Source organism: Pseudomonas sp. S2_A02 (genome assembly GCF_054668495.1).
The window spans coordinates 2,352,832-2,368,483 of sequence record NZ_CP162776.1 but is presented as its reverse complement, the minus strand read 5'-3'; the positions used below and the strand labels follow the sequence as shown (position 1 = coordinate 2,368,483).

12 protein-coding genes and 1 pseudogene are annotated in these 15,652 nt (G+C 60.8%); 7 read left to right on the top strand and 6 right to left on the bottom strand.

What is annotated here, in order from left to right; genetic code table 11:
* The first annotated feature begins 49 nt into the window (after window positions 1-49).
* The 5 genes from dinG (at window position 50) to pdxH (ending at window position 8,080) form a co-directional block, all read left to right on the top strand.
* A complete protein-coding gene (gene dinG, locus AB4O41_RS10900) occupies window positions 50-2,194 on the top strand; it encodes an ATP-dependent DNA helicase DinG (RefSeq protein ID WP_008005800.1) in 2,145 nt (714 codons plus the stop codon).
* A gap of 96 nt (window positions 2,195-2,290) precedes the next feature.
* Complete coding sequence (locus tag AB4O41_RS10895) at window positions 2,291-4,816, top strand: beta-agarase (protein ID WP_460147726.1); 2,526 nt, start codon at window positions 2,291-2,293, stop codon at window positions 4,814-4,816.
* Window positions 4,817-5,052: 236 nt separating this feature from the next.
* A complete protein-coding gene (locus AB4O41_RS10890; RefSeq protein ID WP_460147725.1) occupies window positions 5,053-6,198 on the top strand; it encodes a serine hydrolase domain-containing protein in 1,146 nt (381 codons plus the stop codon).
* Between the two features lie 112 nt (window positions 6,199-6,310).
* Window positions 6,311-7,408, top strand: coding sequence for an OmpA family protein (locus AB4O41_RS10885; protein WP_460147724.1), 1,098 nt, complete (start codon window positions 6,311-6,313; stop codon window positions 7,406-7,408).
* A gap of 24 nt (window positions 7,409-7,432) precedes the next feature.
* Entirely contained in the window at window positions 7,433-8,080 is a 648-nt protein-coding gene (gene pdxH / locus AB4O41_RS10880; RefSeq protein ID WP_460147723.1) for a pyridoxamine 5'-phosphate oxidase, read from the top strand.
* Between the two features lie 5 nt (window positions 8,081-8,085).
* On the opposite strand, the gene AB4O41_RS10875 is transcribed toward pdxH, so the two are convergent.
* Window positions 8,086-8,322, bottom strand: coding sequence for a hypothetical protein (locus AB4O41_RS10875; RefSeq protein WP_052966960.1), 237 nt, complete (start codon window positions 8,320-8,322; stop codon window positions 8,086-8,088).
* Window positions 8,323-8,490: 168 nt separating this feature from the next.
* On the opposite strand from AB4O41_RS10875, the gene AB4O41_RS10870 reads away from it, so the two are divergent.
* Window positions 8,491-8,955, top strand: coding sequence for an outer membrane lipoprotein (locus AB4O41_RS10870; protein ID WP_095054089.1), 465 nt, complete (start codon window positions 8,491-8,493; stop codon window positions 8,953-8,955).
* Between the two features lie 88 nt (window positions 8,956-9,043).
* Here the strand turns inward: AB4O41_RS10870 and AB4O41_RS10865 are convergent, their stop codons facing one another.
* The 3 genes and pseudogenes from AB4O41_RS10865 to nhaA all read right to left on the bottom strand — a co-directional run bounded on the left by AB4O41_RS10865 (window position 9,044) and on the right by nhaA (window position 11,788).
* Window positions 9,044-9,292 carry a pyocin S6 family toxin immunity protein gene (locus AB4O41_RS10865; RefSeq protein ID WP_460147722.1) on the bottom strand — a complete coding sequence of 83 codons (249 nt, stop codon included), beginning with the start codon at window positions 9,290-9,292 and terminating at the stop codon, window positions 9,044-9,046.
* A 15-nt stretch (window positions 9,293-9,307) separates the two neighbouring features.
* A pseudogene (locus AB4O41_RS10860) lies at window positions 9,308-10,479 on the bottom strand (S-type pyocin domain-containing protein).
* A 100-nt stretch (window positions 10,480-10,579) separates the two neighbouring features.
* Window positions 10,580-11,788 carry a Na+/H+ antiporter NhaA gene (nhaA, locus tag AB4O41_RS10855; protein ID WP_460147721.1) on the bottom strand — a complete coding sequence of 403 codons (1,209 nt, stop codon included), beginning with the start codon at window positions 11,786-11,788 and terminating at the stop codon, window positions 10,580-10,582.
* A 248-nt stretch (window positions 11,789-12,036) separates the two neighbouring features.
* On the opposite strand from nhaA, the gene AB4O41_RS10850 reads away from it, so the two are divergent.
* Entirely contained in the window at window positions 12,037-13,134 is a 1,098-nt protein-coding gene (locus AB4O41_RS10850; protein ID WP_460148328.1) for a PLP-dependent cysteine synthase family protein, read from the top strand.
* Window positions 13,135-13,251: 117 nt separating this feature from the next.
* Here the strand turns inward: AB4O41_RS10850 and AB4O41_RS10845 are convergent, their stop codons facing one another.
* Entirely contained in the window at window positions 13,252-14,865 is a 1,614-nt protein-coding gene (locus AB4O41_RS10845; protein WP_460147720.1) for an NAD(P)/FAD-dependent oxidoreductase, read from the bottom strand.
* A 95-nt stretch (window positions 14,866-14,960) separates the two neighbouring features.
* On the bottom strand, window positions 14,961-15,626 hold the full coding sequence (locus AB4O41_RS10840) for a COG3650 family protein (protein ID WP_460147719.1): 666 nt from the start codon (window positions 15,624-15,626) through the stop codon (window positions 14,961-14,963).
* Window positions 15,627-15,652 lie beyond the last annotated feature (26 nt).

Sequence of the window (15,652 nt, the reverse complement as noted above, 5' to 3'; positions counted from 1 at the left end):
TATGATAGCGGCCGATCCGAACCACTGAAAATTTATCCAGCCTTTTTTGATGATCAGCACCGAACTCAAAACCACGATCCAGGGCGCCTACTCGCGTTTTCTCGAAGCCAAGAGCCTCAAGCCGCGCTACGGCCAACGCCTGATGATCGCCGAAATTGCCAAGGTCCTCGGTGCCATCGACACCGACGACGAAGGCCGGCGCAGTGGCGACCCCGCGATTGTCGCGGTGGAAGCCGGCACCGGTACCGGCAAAACCGTGGCCTACAGCCTGGCGGCCATCCCGACCGCGAAGGCCGCCGGCAAGCGTCTGGTGATCGCCACGGCCACCGTCGCCCTGCAAGAGCAGATCGTCTACAAGGATTTGCCCGACCTGATGCGCAACAGCGGGTTGAATTTCAGCTTCGCCCTGGCCAAGGGCCGCGGGCGCTATATGTGTCTGTCCAAGCTCGACATGTTGCTCCAGGAAGGTCACGCGCAGACTGCCACCGCGCAGCTGTTCGAAGAAGAAGGCTTCAAGATCGAGGTCGATGAGGCCAGCCAGAAGCTGTTCACCAGCATGATCGAGAAGCTCGCCGGCAATAAGTGGGACGGCGACCGCGACAGTTGGTCGACGGCTCTGGAAGACGCCGACTGGGCGCGCCTGACCACCGATCACAGCCAGTGCACCAACCGTCATTGCCCGAACTTCGGCCAGTGCGCCTTCTACAAGGCCCGCGAAGGCATGGGCAAAGTCGACGTGATTGTTACCAACCACGACATGGTCCTGGCCGATCTGGCCCTGGGCGGCGGCGCGGTTCTCCCGGACCCGCGTGACACCATCTACGTGTTCGACGAAGGCCATCACCTGCCGGACAAGGCTATCGGTCACTTCGCTCACTACACGCGTCTGCGTTCCACCGCCGACTGGTTGGAAACCACCGCCAAGAACCTCACCAAATTGTTGGCTCAGCACCCGCTGCCAGGCGATCTGGGCAAGTTGATCGAGCAGGTGCCGGAGCTGGCGCGGGAGATCAAGACCCAGCAGCAATTCATGTTCAGCGCCTGTGAGCAAGCCGCCGACTTCAAACCCGGCGAAGACGTCGAAGGCCGCGAGCGGCCACGTCACCGTTTCGTTGGCGGGGTGATTCCCGAACACATGCGCGAAATGGGCATCGAGCTGAAGAAGGGCTTTGCCCGCCTGACCGACCTGTTCACCCGGCTCACCGAACTGCTCAAGGAAGGCATGGACGGCGAGGTCAATATCGGCATCGCCAGCAACCAGGCCGAAGAGTGGTATCCGCTGTTCGGCAGCCTGTTGTCGCGTTCTTCGGGCAATTGGGAGTTGTGGACCGCTTTCACCGTCGAAGACCCGGAAGACAATCCGCCCATGGCCCGTTGGCTGACCCTGGCCGAAAGCGGTTCGCTGTTCGATATAGAGGTCAATGCCAGCCCGATCCTTGCGGCGGACATGCTCCGACGCAACCTGTGGAACGTGGCTTACGGGGCGCTGGTGACATCGGCGACCCTCACCGCCCTCGGCACTTTCGACCGCTTCCGCATGCGCGCCGGCCTGCCTAAAACAGCCGTCACCGCGGTGGTCCCGAGCCCGTTCCATCACGCCGACGCCGGTGTGCTGCGGGTGCCGGACCTGAAAGCCGACCCGCGTGACGCGCCGGCCCACACTGCGGCGATCATCCGCGACCTGCCGCAACTGGTAGAAGGTTCACGGGGCACTCTGGTGCTGTTCTCGTCTCGCAAGCAGATGCAGGACGTGTTCGACGGTCTGGACCGCGACTGGCGCAAGCAAGTGTTCATTCAAGGCAACCTGTCGAAACAGGAAACCCTGAACAAGCACAAGGCGCGGGTTGATGGCGGGGATTCCAGCGTGCTGTTCGGCCTGGCGAGTTTCGCCGAAGGCGTGGATTTGCCCGGTGCGTACTGCGAGCACGTGGTGATCGCCAAGATTCCGTTCTCGGTGCCCGACGATCCTGTCGAAGCTGCCCTGGCGGAATGGATCGAGGCCCGCGGTGGTAATCCGTTCATGGAAATCTCCGTGCCGGACGCCTCGCTGAAGCTGGTCCAGGCCTGCGGTCGCTTGCTGCGGACCGAAGAAGACCGCGGCACCATCACCCTGCTTGATCGCCGTCTGGTCACGCAGCGCTACGGCAAAGCTATTCTCAATGCATTGCCGCCATTTCGTCGTGAAATTTCCTGATGCACCGGTGGGCAAATAGGCCCACCGCGTTGTCTACCTCACTGCCACCGCTTTTCCACTGGCCCATTGATGGTCGCTTGGGAGATCCACGTTCTTATGATTCGCCGTTCGCTGCGCCGGTCGTTACCTGCCGTTTTTGCCTTGATGTTCGCAGCCCCTTTGCTGGCGGCCCCTGCCGGCCAGCAGACGCTGTTCAACTTTGTGCGTCCCGCCGATGTGGTCCAGGTGGCGACCCAGGACACCAGCCTTCCGCAATCCAACGCGGAGCAAACGGCCGAAGGCGAAGTGCTACGCCGCGTGATCTTCAACCCGGTTGCCCAACCGACCTTGCGCCTGACGCCGCAGACCGGTGCCTGGGATTGGTCGCAGTCGGGCGTCATGAGCCTGCGGATCCAGAGTGCGATGAACTGGGCAGTGACGCTGTATGTGAAAATCCAGAGCAACGACGGCAAGACTTTGGTCAGCCGTGTCGATCTGCCGGCCGGCCCTGCGCAAACCCTGCTGGTGCCGCTGCAGCCGAGTTCACCTTTGAGCCAGGGCATGAAGGCCGGCCCACCAATGCCGATCGACTTCGAAGGGCAGCGTGTATTGCTGGCCAGCAGTACCGGTGAGCTGGACCGCAGCCAAGTGGTGTCGGTGACCTTGTCGATGGATCAGCCGAAAGTCGCCCAAAGCATCTTGCTCGAACGCTTCGGCGTGCAGGACGGCGAGGCTGTCACCAAGGCAGCTTATGGCGGTCTGGTAGATGCCTACGGCCAATCGACCCGGGCCAAATGGCCGGAGAAGGTCAGCAGCGACGAGCAACTGAAGTCCGCCGCGGCCAAAGAACAGCAACAACTGAAAACCTGGCTGGCCGAGCGCGAGAAGGCCTCGCTGGACAAGTTCGGCGGTTGGACCAAAGGCCCGGCGTTCAAGGCCAGCGGCTTTTTCCGTACTGAAAAGCGTGATGGCCGCTGGTACCTGGTGACCCCGGAAGGGCATCCGTTCTATTCCCTCGGCATCAATAGCGTGACCCCGAGCGTCAATCAGACTTACGTCGCCGGTCGCGAGTGGATGTTCGAGTCCCTGCCCAAACCCGACGAACCTCTTGCCAGCTATTATGGCGAAGGCGACAACCGTGGCGGCAATGGTGTCGATCAGGGCCGAGCCTACAACGCCGGTCGCTGGTACGATTTCTACGGCGCCAATCTGCAGCGTCTGTATGGCAAACCTTGCGTACCGGGCAGCGACACCAAGGCTGGTGTCGCCGAAGCGGCCAAGGCCGATGCGGTCGAGGCGACGACCGATAAGGCCACCGAACAATTAACCGCTCCTGCGGCAACCAAATCCGCGGCTGGTGTTGCCGACGCGGCCAAGACCGGCGCCGTTGAAGCGTCAGTCGAAAAAGCGGCCGAGCAAACGGCCGCCGAACGCTGCAAAGTGGTTTTCGACGAACAACGCTGGGCCAGTCATACCCTCGATCGCCTGCAAGCCTGGGGTTTCAACACTCTCGGCAACTGGAGCGCACCGGTGTTTGGCAACGCTGACCGAGTGCCGTACACCTTGCCGCTGTCGATCGTCGGCGATTACGCCAGCATCAGCACCGGCACCGATTGGTGGGGCGGCATGCCCGACCCGTTCGATCCGCGTTTCGCCATGGCCACCGAGCGTGCCGTGGCCATCGCTGCCCGCGACCATCGCGACGATCCGTGGCTGATCGGTTACTTCGCCGACAATGAACTGGCCTGGGCCGGTCCCGGCGATGACCCGAAGGCCCGTTATGCGTTGGCCTACGGCACCTTGAAAATGACCACCGATGTGCCGGCCAAACGTGCCTTCCTCAAACAGCTGCGCGACAAGTACCGCAACCAGGCGGGCCTTTCCAAAGCCTGGGGCATTGATCTGCCGGCCTGGGAATTGATGGAAGACCCGGGCTTCGTGCCGCCGCAGCCGAGCGCCGAATACCCGGAAATCGAAGCCGACTTCAAATACTTCCAGAAAGTCTTCGCCGACACCTACTTCAAAACCGTCTCCGATTCGCTCAAGTGGCATGCGCCGAACCAATTGTTGCTGGGCGGCCGCTTTGCCGTCAGTACCCCGGAAGCCGTCGAATCCTGCGCGCAATATTGCGACGTGCTGAGCTTCAATATGTACACCCTGCAACCCCAGGATGGTTACGACTTCGCCAGACTGCGCAGCCTGGACAAGCCGGTGCTGATCACCGAATTCAACTTCGGATCAAAGGATCGCGGCCCGTTCTGGGGCGGCGTGACGCAACTGGCGAAAGAAGAAGACCGCGGCCCGGCCTACGCCAACTTCCTCAAACAGGCGATGAGCGAACCGTCGATTGTCGGGGTGCACTGGTTTCAGTACCTCGATCAACCGGTGACCGGTCGCCTGCTGGATGGCGAGAACGGTCACTTCGGGCTGGTGGGTATTACTGATTTGCCGTTCCAGGGGTTTGTCGACAGTGTGCGAAAAAGCAATTTGTTGACCGTCGATCAACTCGGCAAAGAGGCCGAGAAGGCTGCGGCCGAGGCGGAAAAAGCCACCGAGAACGAGGGCGGCAAGCAAGGCTCTGCCGACAAGAGTGCAGGGGAGGATGCCAGCCATGCGGGTGGGCATTCGGGTAATGGTCATTAAGCACTGATACCCCCTGTGGCGAGGGAGCTTGCTCCCGTTGGACTGCGTAGCAGTCCCATTCTTTTTGAAGATAAGGGGGGCCGCTGCGCAGCTCAACGGGAGCAAGCTCCCTCGCCACAAAGGTTTCTGATTAATTCTATGGCCGGGCGACCGCCCGGCCCGACCCTGTTCCCAAAACCCTCAAGGGCTGGAACAATGCGGGCCACTTTAGTAGAGCTTATCCGGGAGAGTTGCGGGTGCAGATTCAGGGTCATTACGAGCTTAAGTTCGAAGCGGTACGCGAAGCTTTTGCGGCGCTGTTCGACGATCCTCAGGAGCGTGGCGCGGCGTTGTGCATCCGGATTGGCGGTGAAACCGTTCTCGACCTCTGGGGCGGTACCGCCGACAAGGACGGCACCGAAGCCTGGCACAGCGACACCATTGCCAACCTGTTTTCCTGCACCAAGACTTTCACCGCCGTGACCGCGCTGCAACTGGTGGCCGAAGGCAAGCTGCAACTGGACGCCCCGGTCGCCCGTTACTGGCCCGAGTTCGCTGCCGCCGGCAAAGAATCCGTGACCCTGCGCCACTTGCTCTGCCATCAAGCCGGCCTGCCGGCCCTGCGCGAGTTGCTGGCCCCAGAAGCACTTTATGACTGGCAGACCATGGTCGATGCCCTGGCTGCCGAAGCGCCATGGTGGACGCCGGGTGAAGGTCACGGTTATGCGGCGATCACCTATGGCTGGCTGGTCGGTGAGTTGCTGCGTCGCGCCGACGGTCGTGGGCCGGGCGAATCGATCGTGGCACGGGTCGCAAAGCCTTTGGGGCTGGACTTCCACGTCGGCCTCGCCGACAAAGAGTTCCATCGCGTGGCGCATATTGCCCGTAGCAAGGGCAACCTTGGCGATGCCGCGGCCCAGCGCTTGCTGCAAGTGACCATGCGCGAGCCGACGGCCATGAGCACGCGGGCCTTCACCAACCCGCCGTCTATAATGACCAGCACCAACAAACCGGAATGGCGGCGCATGCAGCAGCCGGCCGCCAATGGCCATGGCAATGCCCGCAGCCTGGCCGGGTTCTACGCAGGTCTGCTCGACGGCAGCTTGCTGGAAAGCGAAATGCTCGAGGAGCTGACCCGCGAACACAGCTTGGGCGAAGACAAGACTTTATTGACCCGGACCCGCTTCGGCCTGGGTTGCATGCTCGATCAACCGGACGTACCCAACGCCACCTACGGCCTTGGCCCACGGGCGTTCGGTCACCCCGGCGCCGGCGGCTCCATCGGTTTTGCTGACCCAGAATACGATGTGGCCTTCGGCTTTGTGACAAATACCCTGGGGCCATACGTCTTGATGGATCCACGAGCGCAAAAGCTTGTGCGAGTACTGGCCACTTGTCTGTAAATCACGCTTAAGGGGGCCAGGGCCGGAACCCGAAAGCCTTTGTGGTTTCAAAACGCTGTTTATCCGGGCTAACCCGGTCTGATTTTTCATTACTTCATTTTGTGGATATCCAATGTCATCCAATAAAACTCTCGCCCTGGCCCTGTGCTTCGCTATCACCGGTTGCGCACAAACCCCACAAAATGACGCAGACGGCGGCAGCTGGTGGCCGTTCGGCTCTTCCGACAAGGTTGCGACCAAAGCGCCGGCGCCGGCCCCGCTGAAACCTGCTGCAACAGCACCCGTCGCCAAGGCTGACAGTGCATCCCCTTGGTACTGGCCGTTCGGTTCCGATGACGCTGCCGACAAAGTGGCCAAACTGGACGTGAAGCCGGAAGTTAAACCTGAAGCCAAACCGGCTGCTGTGGCCAAGGCTGAAGCCGATGCCGGTGGCAACTGGTGGTGGCCGTTCGGCGGCAAGGAGCAGAGCACCGCCAAAGCCGTGCCGATGCCCGACCCGAAAGTCACCCAGGCCTGGCTCGACGACTACGAACCGCGTCTGCGCGAGGCGATCAAGGACAGCAATCTGAAACTTGAGCGCCGTGAAAACGTGCTGGTTGTCACGGCACCGGTAGAAGGCTCGTTCAATCCCGATCGTCCGGCCATGCTGCTGCCGGTAACACTCGGCCCGTTTACCCGTGTCGCGAAAATCCTCGAAGTCGATCCAAAGACCGCCGTGCTGGTACTCGGTCACAGTGATACGTCGGGCGCCGCACCGGCCAACGTGAAGCTGAGCCAAGAGCGCGCCCAGGCAGTGGCGGCGATCTTCCGTCTCAGCGGTCTGCAGCGTGATCGCCTGATGCTGCGCGGCATGGGTGGTGAGGCTCCGCGTGCCGCCAACGACAGTTCCGAAGGTCGTGCCTTGAACCGTCGCGTCGAGCTGTTGGTGACGCCGGCAAACACCATGGTCGCGTTGCTGAGCAAGTACAACATGCCGGCTCCTGCACCGATGAAAACCATGGTCGCTGCGCAAGACATCAAACCAGTGGCCAAGCCTGTGACCTCGGCACCAGCTGCGAAGAAAGCGGCTGTGCCGGCGACGAAAAAGGCACCGGCCAAGAAAGCGGCCGCCAAGGCTCCAGCCAAAAAAGCAGTGGTGAAAAAGACTGCGCCCGCCAAAGCCGCTGCCGACACCAAGAAAGTCGCCACCGCCGACGCCACAAAGCAGTGATTCGTTAACCAAAAGGAATGCGCCATGACCCGGCCCTTGGCAGATATGCGTCGCGACTACACCCGAGATGGCCTGACCGAGGCGCAAGCCCCGGCCGAGCCGTTCGCGCTGTTCCATCAGTGGTTTGCCGATGCGGTGAAAACCGAGCAGGTGCCGGTAGAGGCGAATGCCATGACGCTGGCCACCGTCGATCAGGACGGTCGGCCGCATTGCCGCATCCTGCTGCTCAAGGGTTTGGACGAGCAGGGCTTCACCTTCTTCACCAACTATGAAAGCGACAAGGGTCAGCAACTGGCCGCCAATCCATTTGCGGCCATGACGTTCTTCTGGCCAGCCCTGGAGCGCCAGGTACGCATCGAAGGGCGGGTGGTGAAGGTCACGCCTGAAGAGTCCGACGCCTACTATCAGGTTCGTCCTCTGGGCAGCCGTCTCGGTGCCTGGGCCTCGCCCCAGAGCCGGGTGATTGCTGATCGCGGCGAACTGGAAGCGCTGCTCAAGAACACCGAGCAACGTTTCAGCGACACTCAGCCTCACTGCCCCGAGCACTGGGGCGGCTATCGCTTGCTACCCGAGCGCATCGAATTCTGGCAGGGCCGTCCGAGCCGTCTGCACGATCGCCTCAACTACCGCTTGCAGGGCGCTGACTGGATTCGTGAGCGCCTGGCACCGTAGGCAGTCTACCGATCGGGATACCCTGCCGCAGCCGCCTCAAGCCACTGAGGCAGGTCCCGCCGCTTGATCTTCTGCGTTTGAGCGTTCGCCAGTTGCTGGAGCATAAAGGCTCTTTTCTGTTGGTCTTTACCCGCCAGTGACAACGCCAGATCGCGGTCCATCCAGCGTTTGATCCGCACGTAAAGCCACCAATGGAAGTACAAGCCGGCGACGGTCGTGACGACAATGATGAAGTAATCCATGAAAATCCTTGGGTCGGTGGCGCAGATTTTGTAATTTGACGCTACTGTGTGTGGGTTCGATAAAGCGCCTGTACTTGGCCTGAATGAAACCAATTTTATCCGGGCGATGTCGTGACAGGCGTCAAGCTGCGGAGTTTAATGGATACCTGTCCTATGGAGTTTGATGCTATGCGTAAGTCTGTTCTGCTGGTTGCTTCCTTTTCCACGATGGCGATGTTGCTCACTGGCTGCCAATCGAGCTTGACCGGTGACTCCTACTCCCGTGACGAAGCGCGTCGTGTGCAGACGATTCGCATGGGTACCATCGAAGCCCTGCGCCCAGTGAAAATCGAAGGCACCAAAACCCCGATCGGCAGCGCCGCCGGCGCAGTCGTGGGCGGTGTCGGCGGTAGCGCCATCGGCGGCGGTCGTGGCAGCATCGTCGCCGCGGTCATCGGCGCTGTCGCCGGCGGCCTGATGGGCTCGGCTGCCGAAGAAGGCCTGACCCGCACTCAAGGTGTTGAAATCACCGTGCGCGAAGACGATGGCAGCATGCGCGCCTACGTACAGGAAGTTCAGCCAAACGAAGTGTTCCGCGTGGGTGAGCGGGTGCGGATCGCCACTGTTGATGGTACGAGCCGCGTTGCGCACTAAGCGGAAACGGGTAAAACAAAACCCCGATCAGGTGACTGGTCGGGGTTTTTTGTGTCTGGTTTCGTCAGTTATGTCAGATTCAATATCTTTAGTCGTTGCTACAGAGTCCCATGTAATAAATCAGATCTTCTCTTAAGGGATCACCCACCAAGTCCAAAATCGCATTGGCTTGATCGGGAGAGAGTGTGTGCTCACCCATAGGTACATCCCACAAGGTTGACCAGCCCATGACTTTCAACACTGCCGTCTCTAAGGCTTGCGGCACATCCTTTTCATATTGCAATGAATTGTCGGGATTCGGCTCCGGGAAAAATCCGGTAATTGCGATAAATATCATTCTTGTCCCTCATCATTACTTTGTTGAAGTCCATCTTTCAGGTTTTGCTTTTCCTGTCCGTTCGCCAGTTTTTGCATCAAACTCCCCTAAGTGATCCCCGGCCCAGTTGTACACTTCGACGGCGCCATGTTGATAATCCCACTCATAAATGCGCTTCTTACTTTCCCAGCGTTTTCGATTTCCTTTAGTCTGAACAGGGATAGCATCGGGAAATGCCGGCAGAACCTTTGGCGGAGGATGATAACCGTGGTCACCACTGATTGGCCTTGCCACCACTACGTATAACGGCTTCACCCCCGAATCCGCCGGAAACACCAGAATGAAATCCTTGTACTCAGGCGGGTACACCGGATTCACGATGATGCTGTCAGCCGCCTTCGTCGGCGGGTAAACCCAGATGTGCGGCGCTTGCGGTGCGGCTTCCAGCGCGGGGATGCCAAGGATGTTTGAACCATCCTCCGCCGGTGTCCAGATCAGTTCGATGCCGTCCCCAAGATCAGCCATCTGCTGACTGCCACGCAAGGTGAATTGCACGACATCGACCATCTCCCAGTCACGGTTTTTGCCGGTGTAGAACCCGTATCCCTTGAGACTGCCGTCAGCCTGTTGTTCGACTCGCAGGCGAACGCGAGTGCGGGCCTGTTTAAGGGTGCGCAGTTGGTCTTCGGTGTAGAGCGAGCTGTCGCCAAGGCTCGACGGTATGACCAGGGCCACCAAGCCTGCCAGGGTGGCCGCAGCGGTGCTGGCGGCGACTGCGGGCAGTGCGGCAAACGCCGAGCCGGCCAAAGCAAAGCTGCCGAAACCCGCCGGAATCGCGGTGCCACTGATTTTCTTCAGCGGTACGACGCCACTTTCATCGGCCTCGCGAGCACCAAGCAGAACCAGCTCGCCGTAGTCTTTCAGACTGTCAGTCGGAACAACGCCGGAGGGATTCGTGTAGTCGATGATTGCATCGGGCAGTTTGCAGGATTTGGCGAACACGCATCCCACGCGGACAACGTCGTCCTTTTTCGCAGCGACCTGAAGGCTGTCTTCGAAGGCCTGCTGCCTCGCCAGCATGGCGTCGTAGGCGTTTGCCTGGCATCGCGCTCGGCCAGTTCGGTGGCCGTCATGTAGCGGTGGGTGATGTGATGCCCGTCGCCTGACGGTGGGTTTTTAACCCGCGGGATGTCCTTGTTGCCAGCCACTGATTGTCCTTTCGCTCGTCTATCGGCAACCCCCGAAAGAGGGCTGCGCGACGTTAACGAACATGGCTAATCGTGGCTGTAGGACGAATCCTGAATGTCGTTAAGAGTGTTCTTTTTCGCTCAGGAAAACAGGTGCAGTGCTCTTGCGACTCGCCGCCGCCGTCACCGCATAACCGATCAATGCCGCCAGTATCGAGCCGGTCAGAATCCCCATTCGATCCATCCCGGCGTATTCACTGCTGCCGGGCACGAAGGCCAGGGAGCCGACGAACAGGCTCATGGTGAAACCGATGCCGCAGAGGATCGCCACGCCCAGCACCTGGCCCCAGTTGGCGCCTTGGGGCAGGGCGGCGATGCCGATTTTCACCGCCAGCCAGGTCAGGCCGAACACGCCGACCGTCTTGCCCAGCAGCAGGCCGACGGCGATGCCCATCGGCACGTCGTGGGTGAAGCTTTCGACGGTCACGCCGCTCAGGGACAGGCCGGCGTTGGCGAAGGCGAACAGAGGTAGGATGCCGTAGGCCACCCACGGGTGCAGGGCATGCTCCAGGGTCAGCAGCGGCGAAGGCTCGGCGTTTTTCGTGCGCAGTGGAATGCAGAAGGCCAGGGTCACGCCGGCCAGCGTGGCGTGCACGCCGCTCTTGAGCACGCAGACCCAGAGTATCAGCCCGATGATCATGTACGGCCCGAGCTTCACCACGCCGAGTCGATTCATCCCGATCAAGGCCGCGATGCAGGCCGCGGCCAACGCCAGGGATAAGGTCGACAACGCGCCAGAATAGAAGATCGCGATGATGATGATCGCGCCCAGGTCGTCGATGATCGCCAGGGTCATCAGGAACAGTTTCAGCGACACCGGCACGCGTTTGCCCAGCAGGGCCAGTACGCCGAGGGCGAAGGCGATGTCGGTGGCGGTCGGGATGGCCCAGCCACCCAAGGCGGACGGATTGTCGCGGTTGAGGAACCAGTAGATCAGCGCCGGCACCACCATGCCGCCAATCGCCGCCGCGCCGGGCAGGACGATCTGCGACGGTTTCGACAGCTGGCCGTCGAGGACTTCGCGCTTCACTTCCAGCCCGATCAGCAGGAAGAACAGGGCCATCAGGCCGTCGTTGATCCACAGCAGCAGCGGCTTGGCGATTTTCAGCGCGCCAATTTGCGCCACCACGGGGGTATCCAGCAGGCCGCTATAGAGCCACGACAGTGATGAATTGTTGATGATCAGGGCGAGAGCGGCCGCGGCGATCAATAACAGACCGCTGGCAGCTTCCAACTGAAAGAAACGCGTGAACGTGCTACGCAGAGGCAAGGTCGCTCTCCATCGATGAATTCAAAAGGTGGCACACCCTAACCCGTACCGTTAGTTGTTAAAACAAAAGTTATATTCTTTTTTGTTATATGCCGTTACAACGCGGACGGTCAGCAAAGGCCTGAGCCTAGCAGTTGCCGGACGTATTGGACCTCAGCTGTATCTGTGCATGATGTAGGTTCTTTCCTAAGCTTGTGGGCTGAGCCTTGCGACAAGGCCGACTCTTTGCCTGATTCAACGAGAAAACCATCATGAGCGACAACCGACAGTGGGCCCGCGAAGCCATCCGGATCATCGAAGCAGACTTCCAGCGCAGCGCCGATACCCACCTGATCCCCTTGCCGCTGCCGGGGTTGCCGGGCATCGAGTTGTATTTCAAGGATGAGTCGAGCCATCCCACCGGCAGCCTGAAACATCGGCTGGCGCGCTCGTTGTTTCTCTATGCCCTGTGTAACGGCTGGCTCAAACCCGGTGCGCCGGTGATCGAAGCCTCCAGCGGCTCGACGGCGATTTCCGAGGCGTACTTTGCCCGCTTGCTGGGGTTGCCGTTCATTGCGGTGATGCCAGCGACCACGTCCAAGGAAAAGATCGCGCAGATCGCTTTCTACGGTGGCAAGAGCCATCTGGTGGACGATCCGACGCAGATCTACGCCGAGTCCGAACGCCTGGCTCGCGAACATGACGGGCATTTCATCGACCAGTTCACCTACGCCGAGCGCGCCACCGACTGGCGGGCGAACAACAACATCGCCGAATCGATCTTCCAGCAGATGCGTTTCGAGCAGCACCCAGAACCGAGCTGGCTGATTTCCAGCCCCGGCACCGGCGGCACCACCGCGACGCTCGGCCGTTACGTGCGTTATCGCCAGCACTGCACCCGCGTGTTGTGCGCCGATGCCGAGCGTTCGGTGTTCTTCGATTATTACCAGACCGGCGATGCCAGCCTGCGTCTGGATTGCGGGTCACGGATTGAAGGCATTGGTCGGCCGCGAGTGGAAGCGTCGTTCCTGCCTAAGGTGATCGATGCGATGGTCAAAGTGCCGGACGCGTTGTCGCTGGCGGCCATGCATTACCTGGCGCAGCATTTGGGGCGACGGGTTGGCGGGTCGAGCGGGACCAACCTGATTGGCGCCTTGATGGCCGCCCAGCAGATGGTGGCGGCGGGGGAGTCGGGGTCGATCGTGGCGATTCTGTGTGATGGCGGCGAGCGCTATGCCACCACCTATTACGATCAGGCCTGGCTCAAAGCCCAAGGGTATGAGTTGAGTGGTTTGATGGATGCCGTGGCGGCGAGTGTCGAGCGCGGCGAGCCGTTGCCATCGACGGTACTACGCGCGAACATCTGACTACACCGAAGTCCAAAATGTGGGAGCGGGCTTGCTCGCGAATACGGTTTCACATTCAACAGAGATGTTGGCTGATCCACCTTTCGCGAGCAAGCCCGCTCCCACATTTAAATGGGGTCAGGCTTCAAGACCTAGGATGTCTCGGGCCACTGCTTCAGCAATCCGAATCCCGTCGACGCCCGCCGACAGAATTCCGCCCGCATAACCCGCGCCTTCACCGGCCGGGAACAAGCCCTTCACGTTCAAACTCTGCATCGACTCGTTACGGGTAATCCGCAGCGGCGATGACGTGCGCGTCTCGATCCCGGTCAACACGGCGTCGTGCAGCGAGTAGCCACGAATCTGCTTCTCGAACGCCGGCAAGGCTTCGCGTATCGCTTCGATAGCGAATGCCGGTAAAGCCAGGGCCAAATCGCCCAAGGCAACCCCCGGTTTGTAGGACGGCTCGACGCTGCCCAATTCAGTCGACGGTTTTCCTGCAATGAAATCACCGACCAATTGTGCTGGCGCTTCGTAATTGCTGCCGCCCAACACAAAGGCGTGGGATTCCAGGCGCTCCTGCAACTCGATGCCGGCCAGCGGGCCGCCCGGATAATCGACTTCCGGGGTGATTCCGACGACGATCCCGGAGTTGGCGTTGCGCTCGTTACGCGAGTACTGGCTCATGCCGTTGGTGACCACGCGGTTCGGTTCGGAGGTCGCCGCCACTACGGTGCCGCCCGGGCACATGCAGAAGCTGTAGACCGAACGACCGTTGCTGGCGTGATGCACGAGTTTGTAGTCGGCAGCGCCGAGTTTCGGGTGCCCGGCGTATTTGCCCAGGCGCGCGCGGTCGATCAGCGATTGCGGGTGCTCGATGCGAAAACCCACCGAGAACGGCTTGGCTTCCATGTACACGCCACGACCGTGGAGCATGCGGAAGGTGTCCCGGGCACTGTGGCCGAGGGCCAGAATCACGTGTTTCGAATGGATCTGCTCGCCGCCATTGAGTTCGACGCCGACCAATTGGCCGTCCTCGATCAAGACGTCAGTGACGCGCTGCTGGAAGCGCACTTCGCCGCCCATGGCGCGAATCTGCTCACGCATGTTTTCCACGACACCGGTCAGACGGAACGTACCGATGTGCGGTTTGCTGACGTAGAGGATTTCTTCCGGCGCGCCGGCCTTGACGAACTCGTGCAAGACTTTTCGACCGATGAATTTCGGGTCCTTGATCTGGCTGTAGAGCTTGCCGTCGGAGAACGTACCCGCGCCGCCTTCACCGAATTGCACGTTGGATTCGGGGTTGAGCACGCTTTTGCGCCACAGGCCCCAGGTGTCCTTGGTGCGCTGACGCACTTCGGTGCCGCGTTCGAGGATGATCGGTTTGAAGCCCATTTGCGCCAGCAGCAGCCCGGCGAAGATCCCGCAGGGGCCGAACCCGACCACGATAGGGCGCTGGCTCAGGTCGGCCGGCGCCTGGCCGACCACTTTGTAGCTGACATCCGGCGCCACGTTGACGTTACGGTCATCGGCGAATGTGTGCAGCACTGACGCCTCATCGCGAACGTTGAGGTCGATGGTGTAGATGAAGCACAGTTCGGAGGACTTTTTGCGCGCATCGTAGCTGCGCTTGAACAAGGTGAAATCGAGCAGGTCATCACTGGCGATGCCCAGGCGCTGCAGGATGGCAGGGCGCAGGTCTTCTTCGGGATGGTCGATCGGCAGCTTGAGTTCGGTGATTCGTAACATGACGGGATCCGGTTCGCGGGGCGCACAACTGCGCCAAGGCGTGTGAAGCCCGCGATTATAAGCCTCAAAGGATGATCCCCGTGAGGCAAAAACGATCAGTCGTTACGCGATCCGCCAAAATACCCACAACCGCGTTGCACCTGGCCATCGATGCGCAGCTCGGCGCTCATGTGCTGCACGCTGCCGGTGCTGCTGTCGACGCAACGTTGCGGTGCGACCCAGAGCTCGATGCGCTGATTATTGGCTTCGGTGCTGAGGTTGAAGCGGCCATCACCCAGTTGCTCTTCAACGTACGGCAGGGCCAGGGGCGGCTGGCCGGCGCGGTCGATGACCATGCCTTTGCCGCTGACTTTGACGTTCCATTCAGGGCCATGGCCGGCGGCGCGCAGGATCAGCAGTTTGAAATTGGGATCGTCGCATGCCGTGCCCGAGCGTTCGACGCGGTACAGCTGCTCCAGGTCGAGTCGGCTATCGGCCCCACTGGCAACGATCCGGCCACGCATGTCGGCAAACAACTTGCCCTGATCATCGGCCAGGGTCGCGGCCTCTTGCAGGACGCTGGTGCCGCCGGTGTCGTTGACCACATAACTGCGCTGCTCATTGCACGGCTGGAACAGCAGCTTGCCGTCGGCCGCCGTCAACTGGCCCTGCATGCGGGTCTGGCCCACATGGGAAGCACTTTCTCGCGGGCCATCAAGCAACTGGCAGGCGGCGAACAGCGGAAGCAGGGCAACAAGCACTAAGGAACGGGCAACACGCATCTTTGAGTCTCCTGACAAGTGTCGCC

What these genes read in the sequence shown, in the direction of transcription:
- pdxH (WP_460147723.1), top strand. Translation starts at nt 7,433, where the DNA reads ATGACCCGGCCCTTGGCAGATATGCGTCGCGACTACACCCGAGATGGC.
- AB4O41_RS10895 (WP_460147726.1), top strand. Translation starts at nt 2,291, where the DNA reads ATGATTCGCCGTTCGCTGCGCCGGTCGTTACCTGCCGTTTTTGCCTTG.
- AB4O41_RS10885 (WP_460147724.1), top strand. Translation starts at nt 6,311, where the DNA reads ATGTCATCCAATAAAACTCTCGCCCTGGCCCTGTGCTTCGCTATCACC.
- AB4O41_RS10865 (WP_460147722.1), bottom strand. Translation starts at nt 9,292, where the DNA reads ATGATATTTATCGCAATTACCGGATTTTTCCCGGAGCCGAATCCCGAC.
- AB4O41_RS10845 (WP_460147720.1), bottom strand. Translation starts at nt 14,865, where the DNA reads ATGTTACGAATCACCGAACTCAAGCTGCCGATCGACCATCCCGAAGAA.
- dinG (WP_008005800.1), top strand. Translation starts at nt 50, where the DNA reads ATGATCAGCACCGAACTCAAAACCACGATCCAGGGCGCCTACTCGCGT.
- AB4O41_RS10840 (WP_460147719.1), bottom strand. Translation starts at nt 15,626, where the DNA reads ATGCGTGTTGCCCGTTCCTTAGTGCTTGTTGCCCTGCTTCCGCTGTTC.
- AB4O41_RS10875 (WP_052966960.1), bottom strand. Translation starts at nt 8,322, where the DNA reads ATGGATTACTTCATCATTGTCGTCACGACCGTCGCCGGCTTGTACTTC.
- AB4O41_RS10870 (WP_095054089.1), top strand. Translation starts at nt 8,491, where the DNA reads ATGCGTAAGTCTGTTCTGCTGGTTGCTTCCTTTTCCACGATGGCGATG.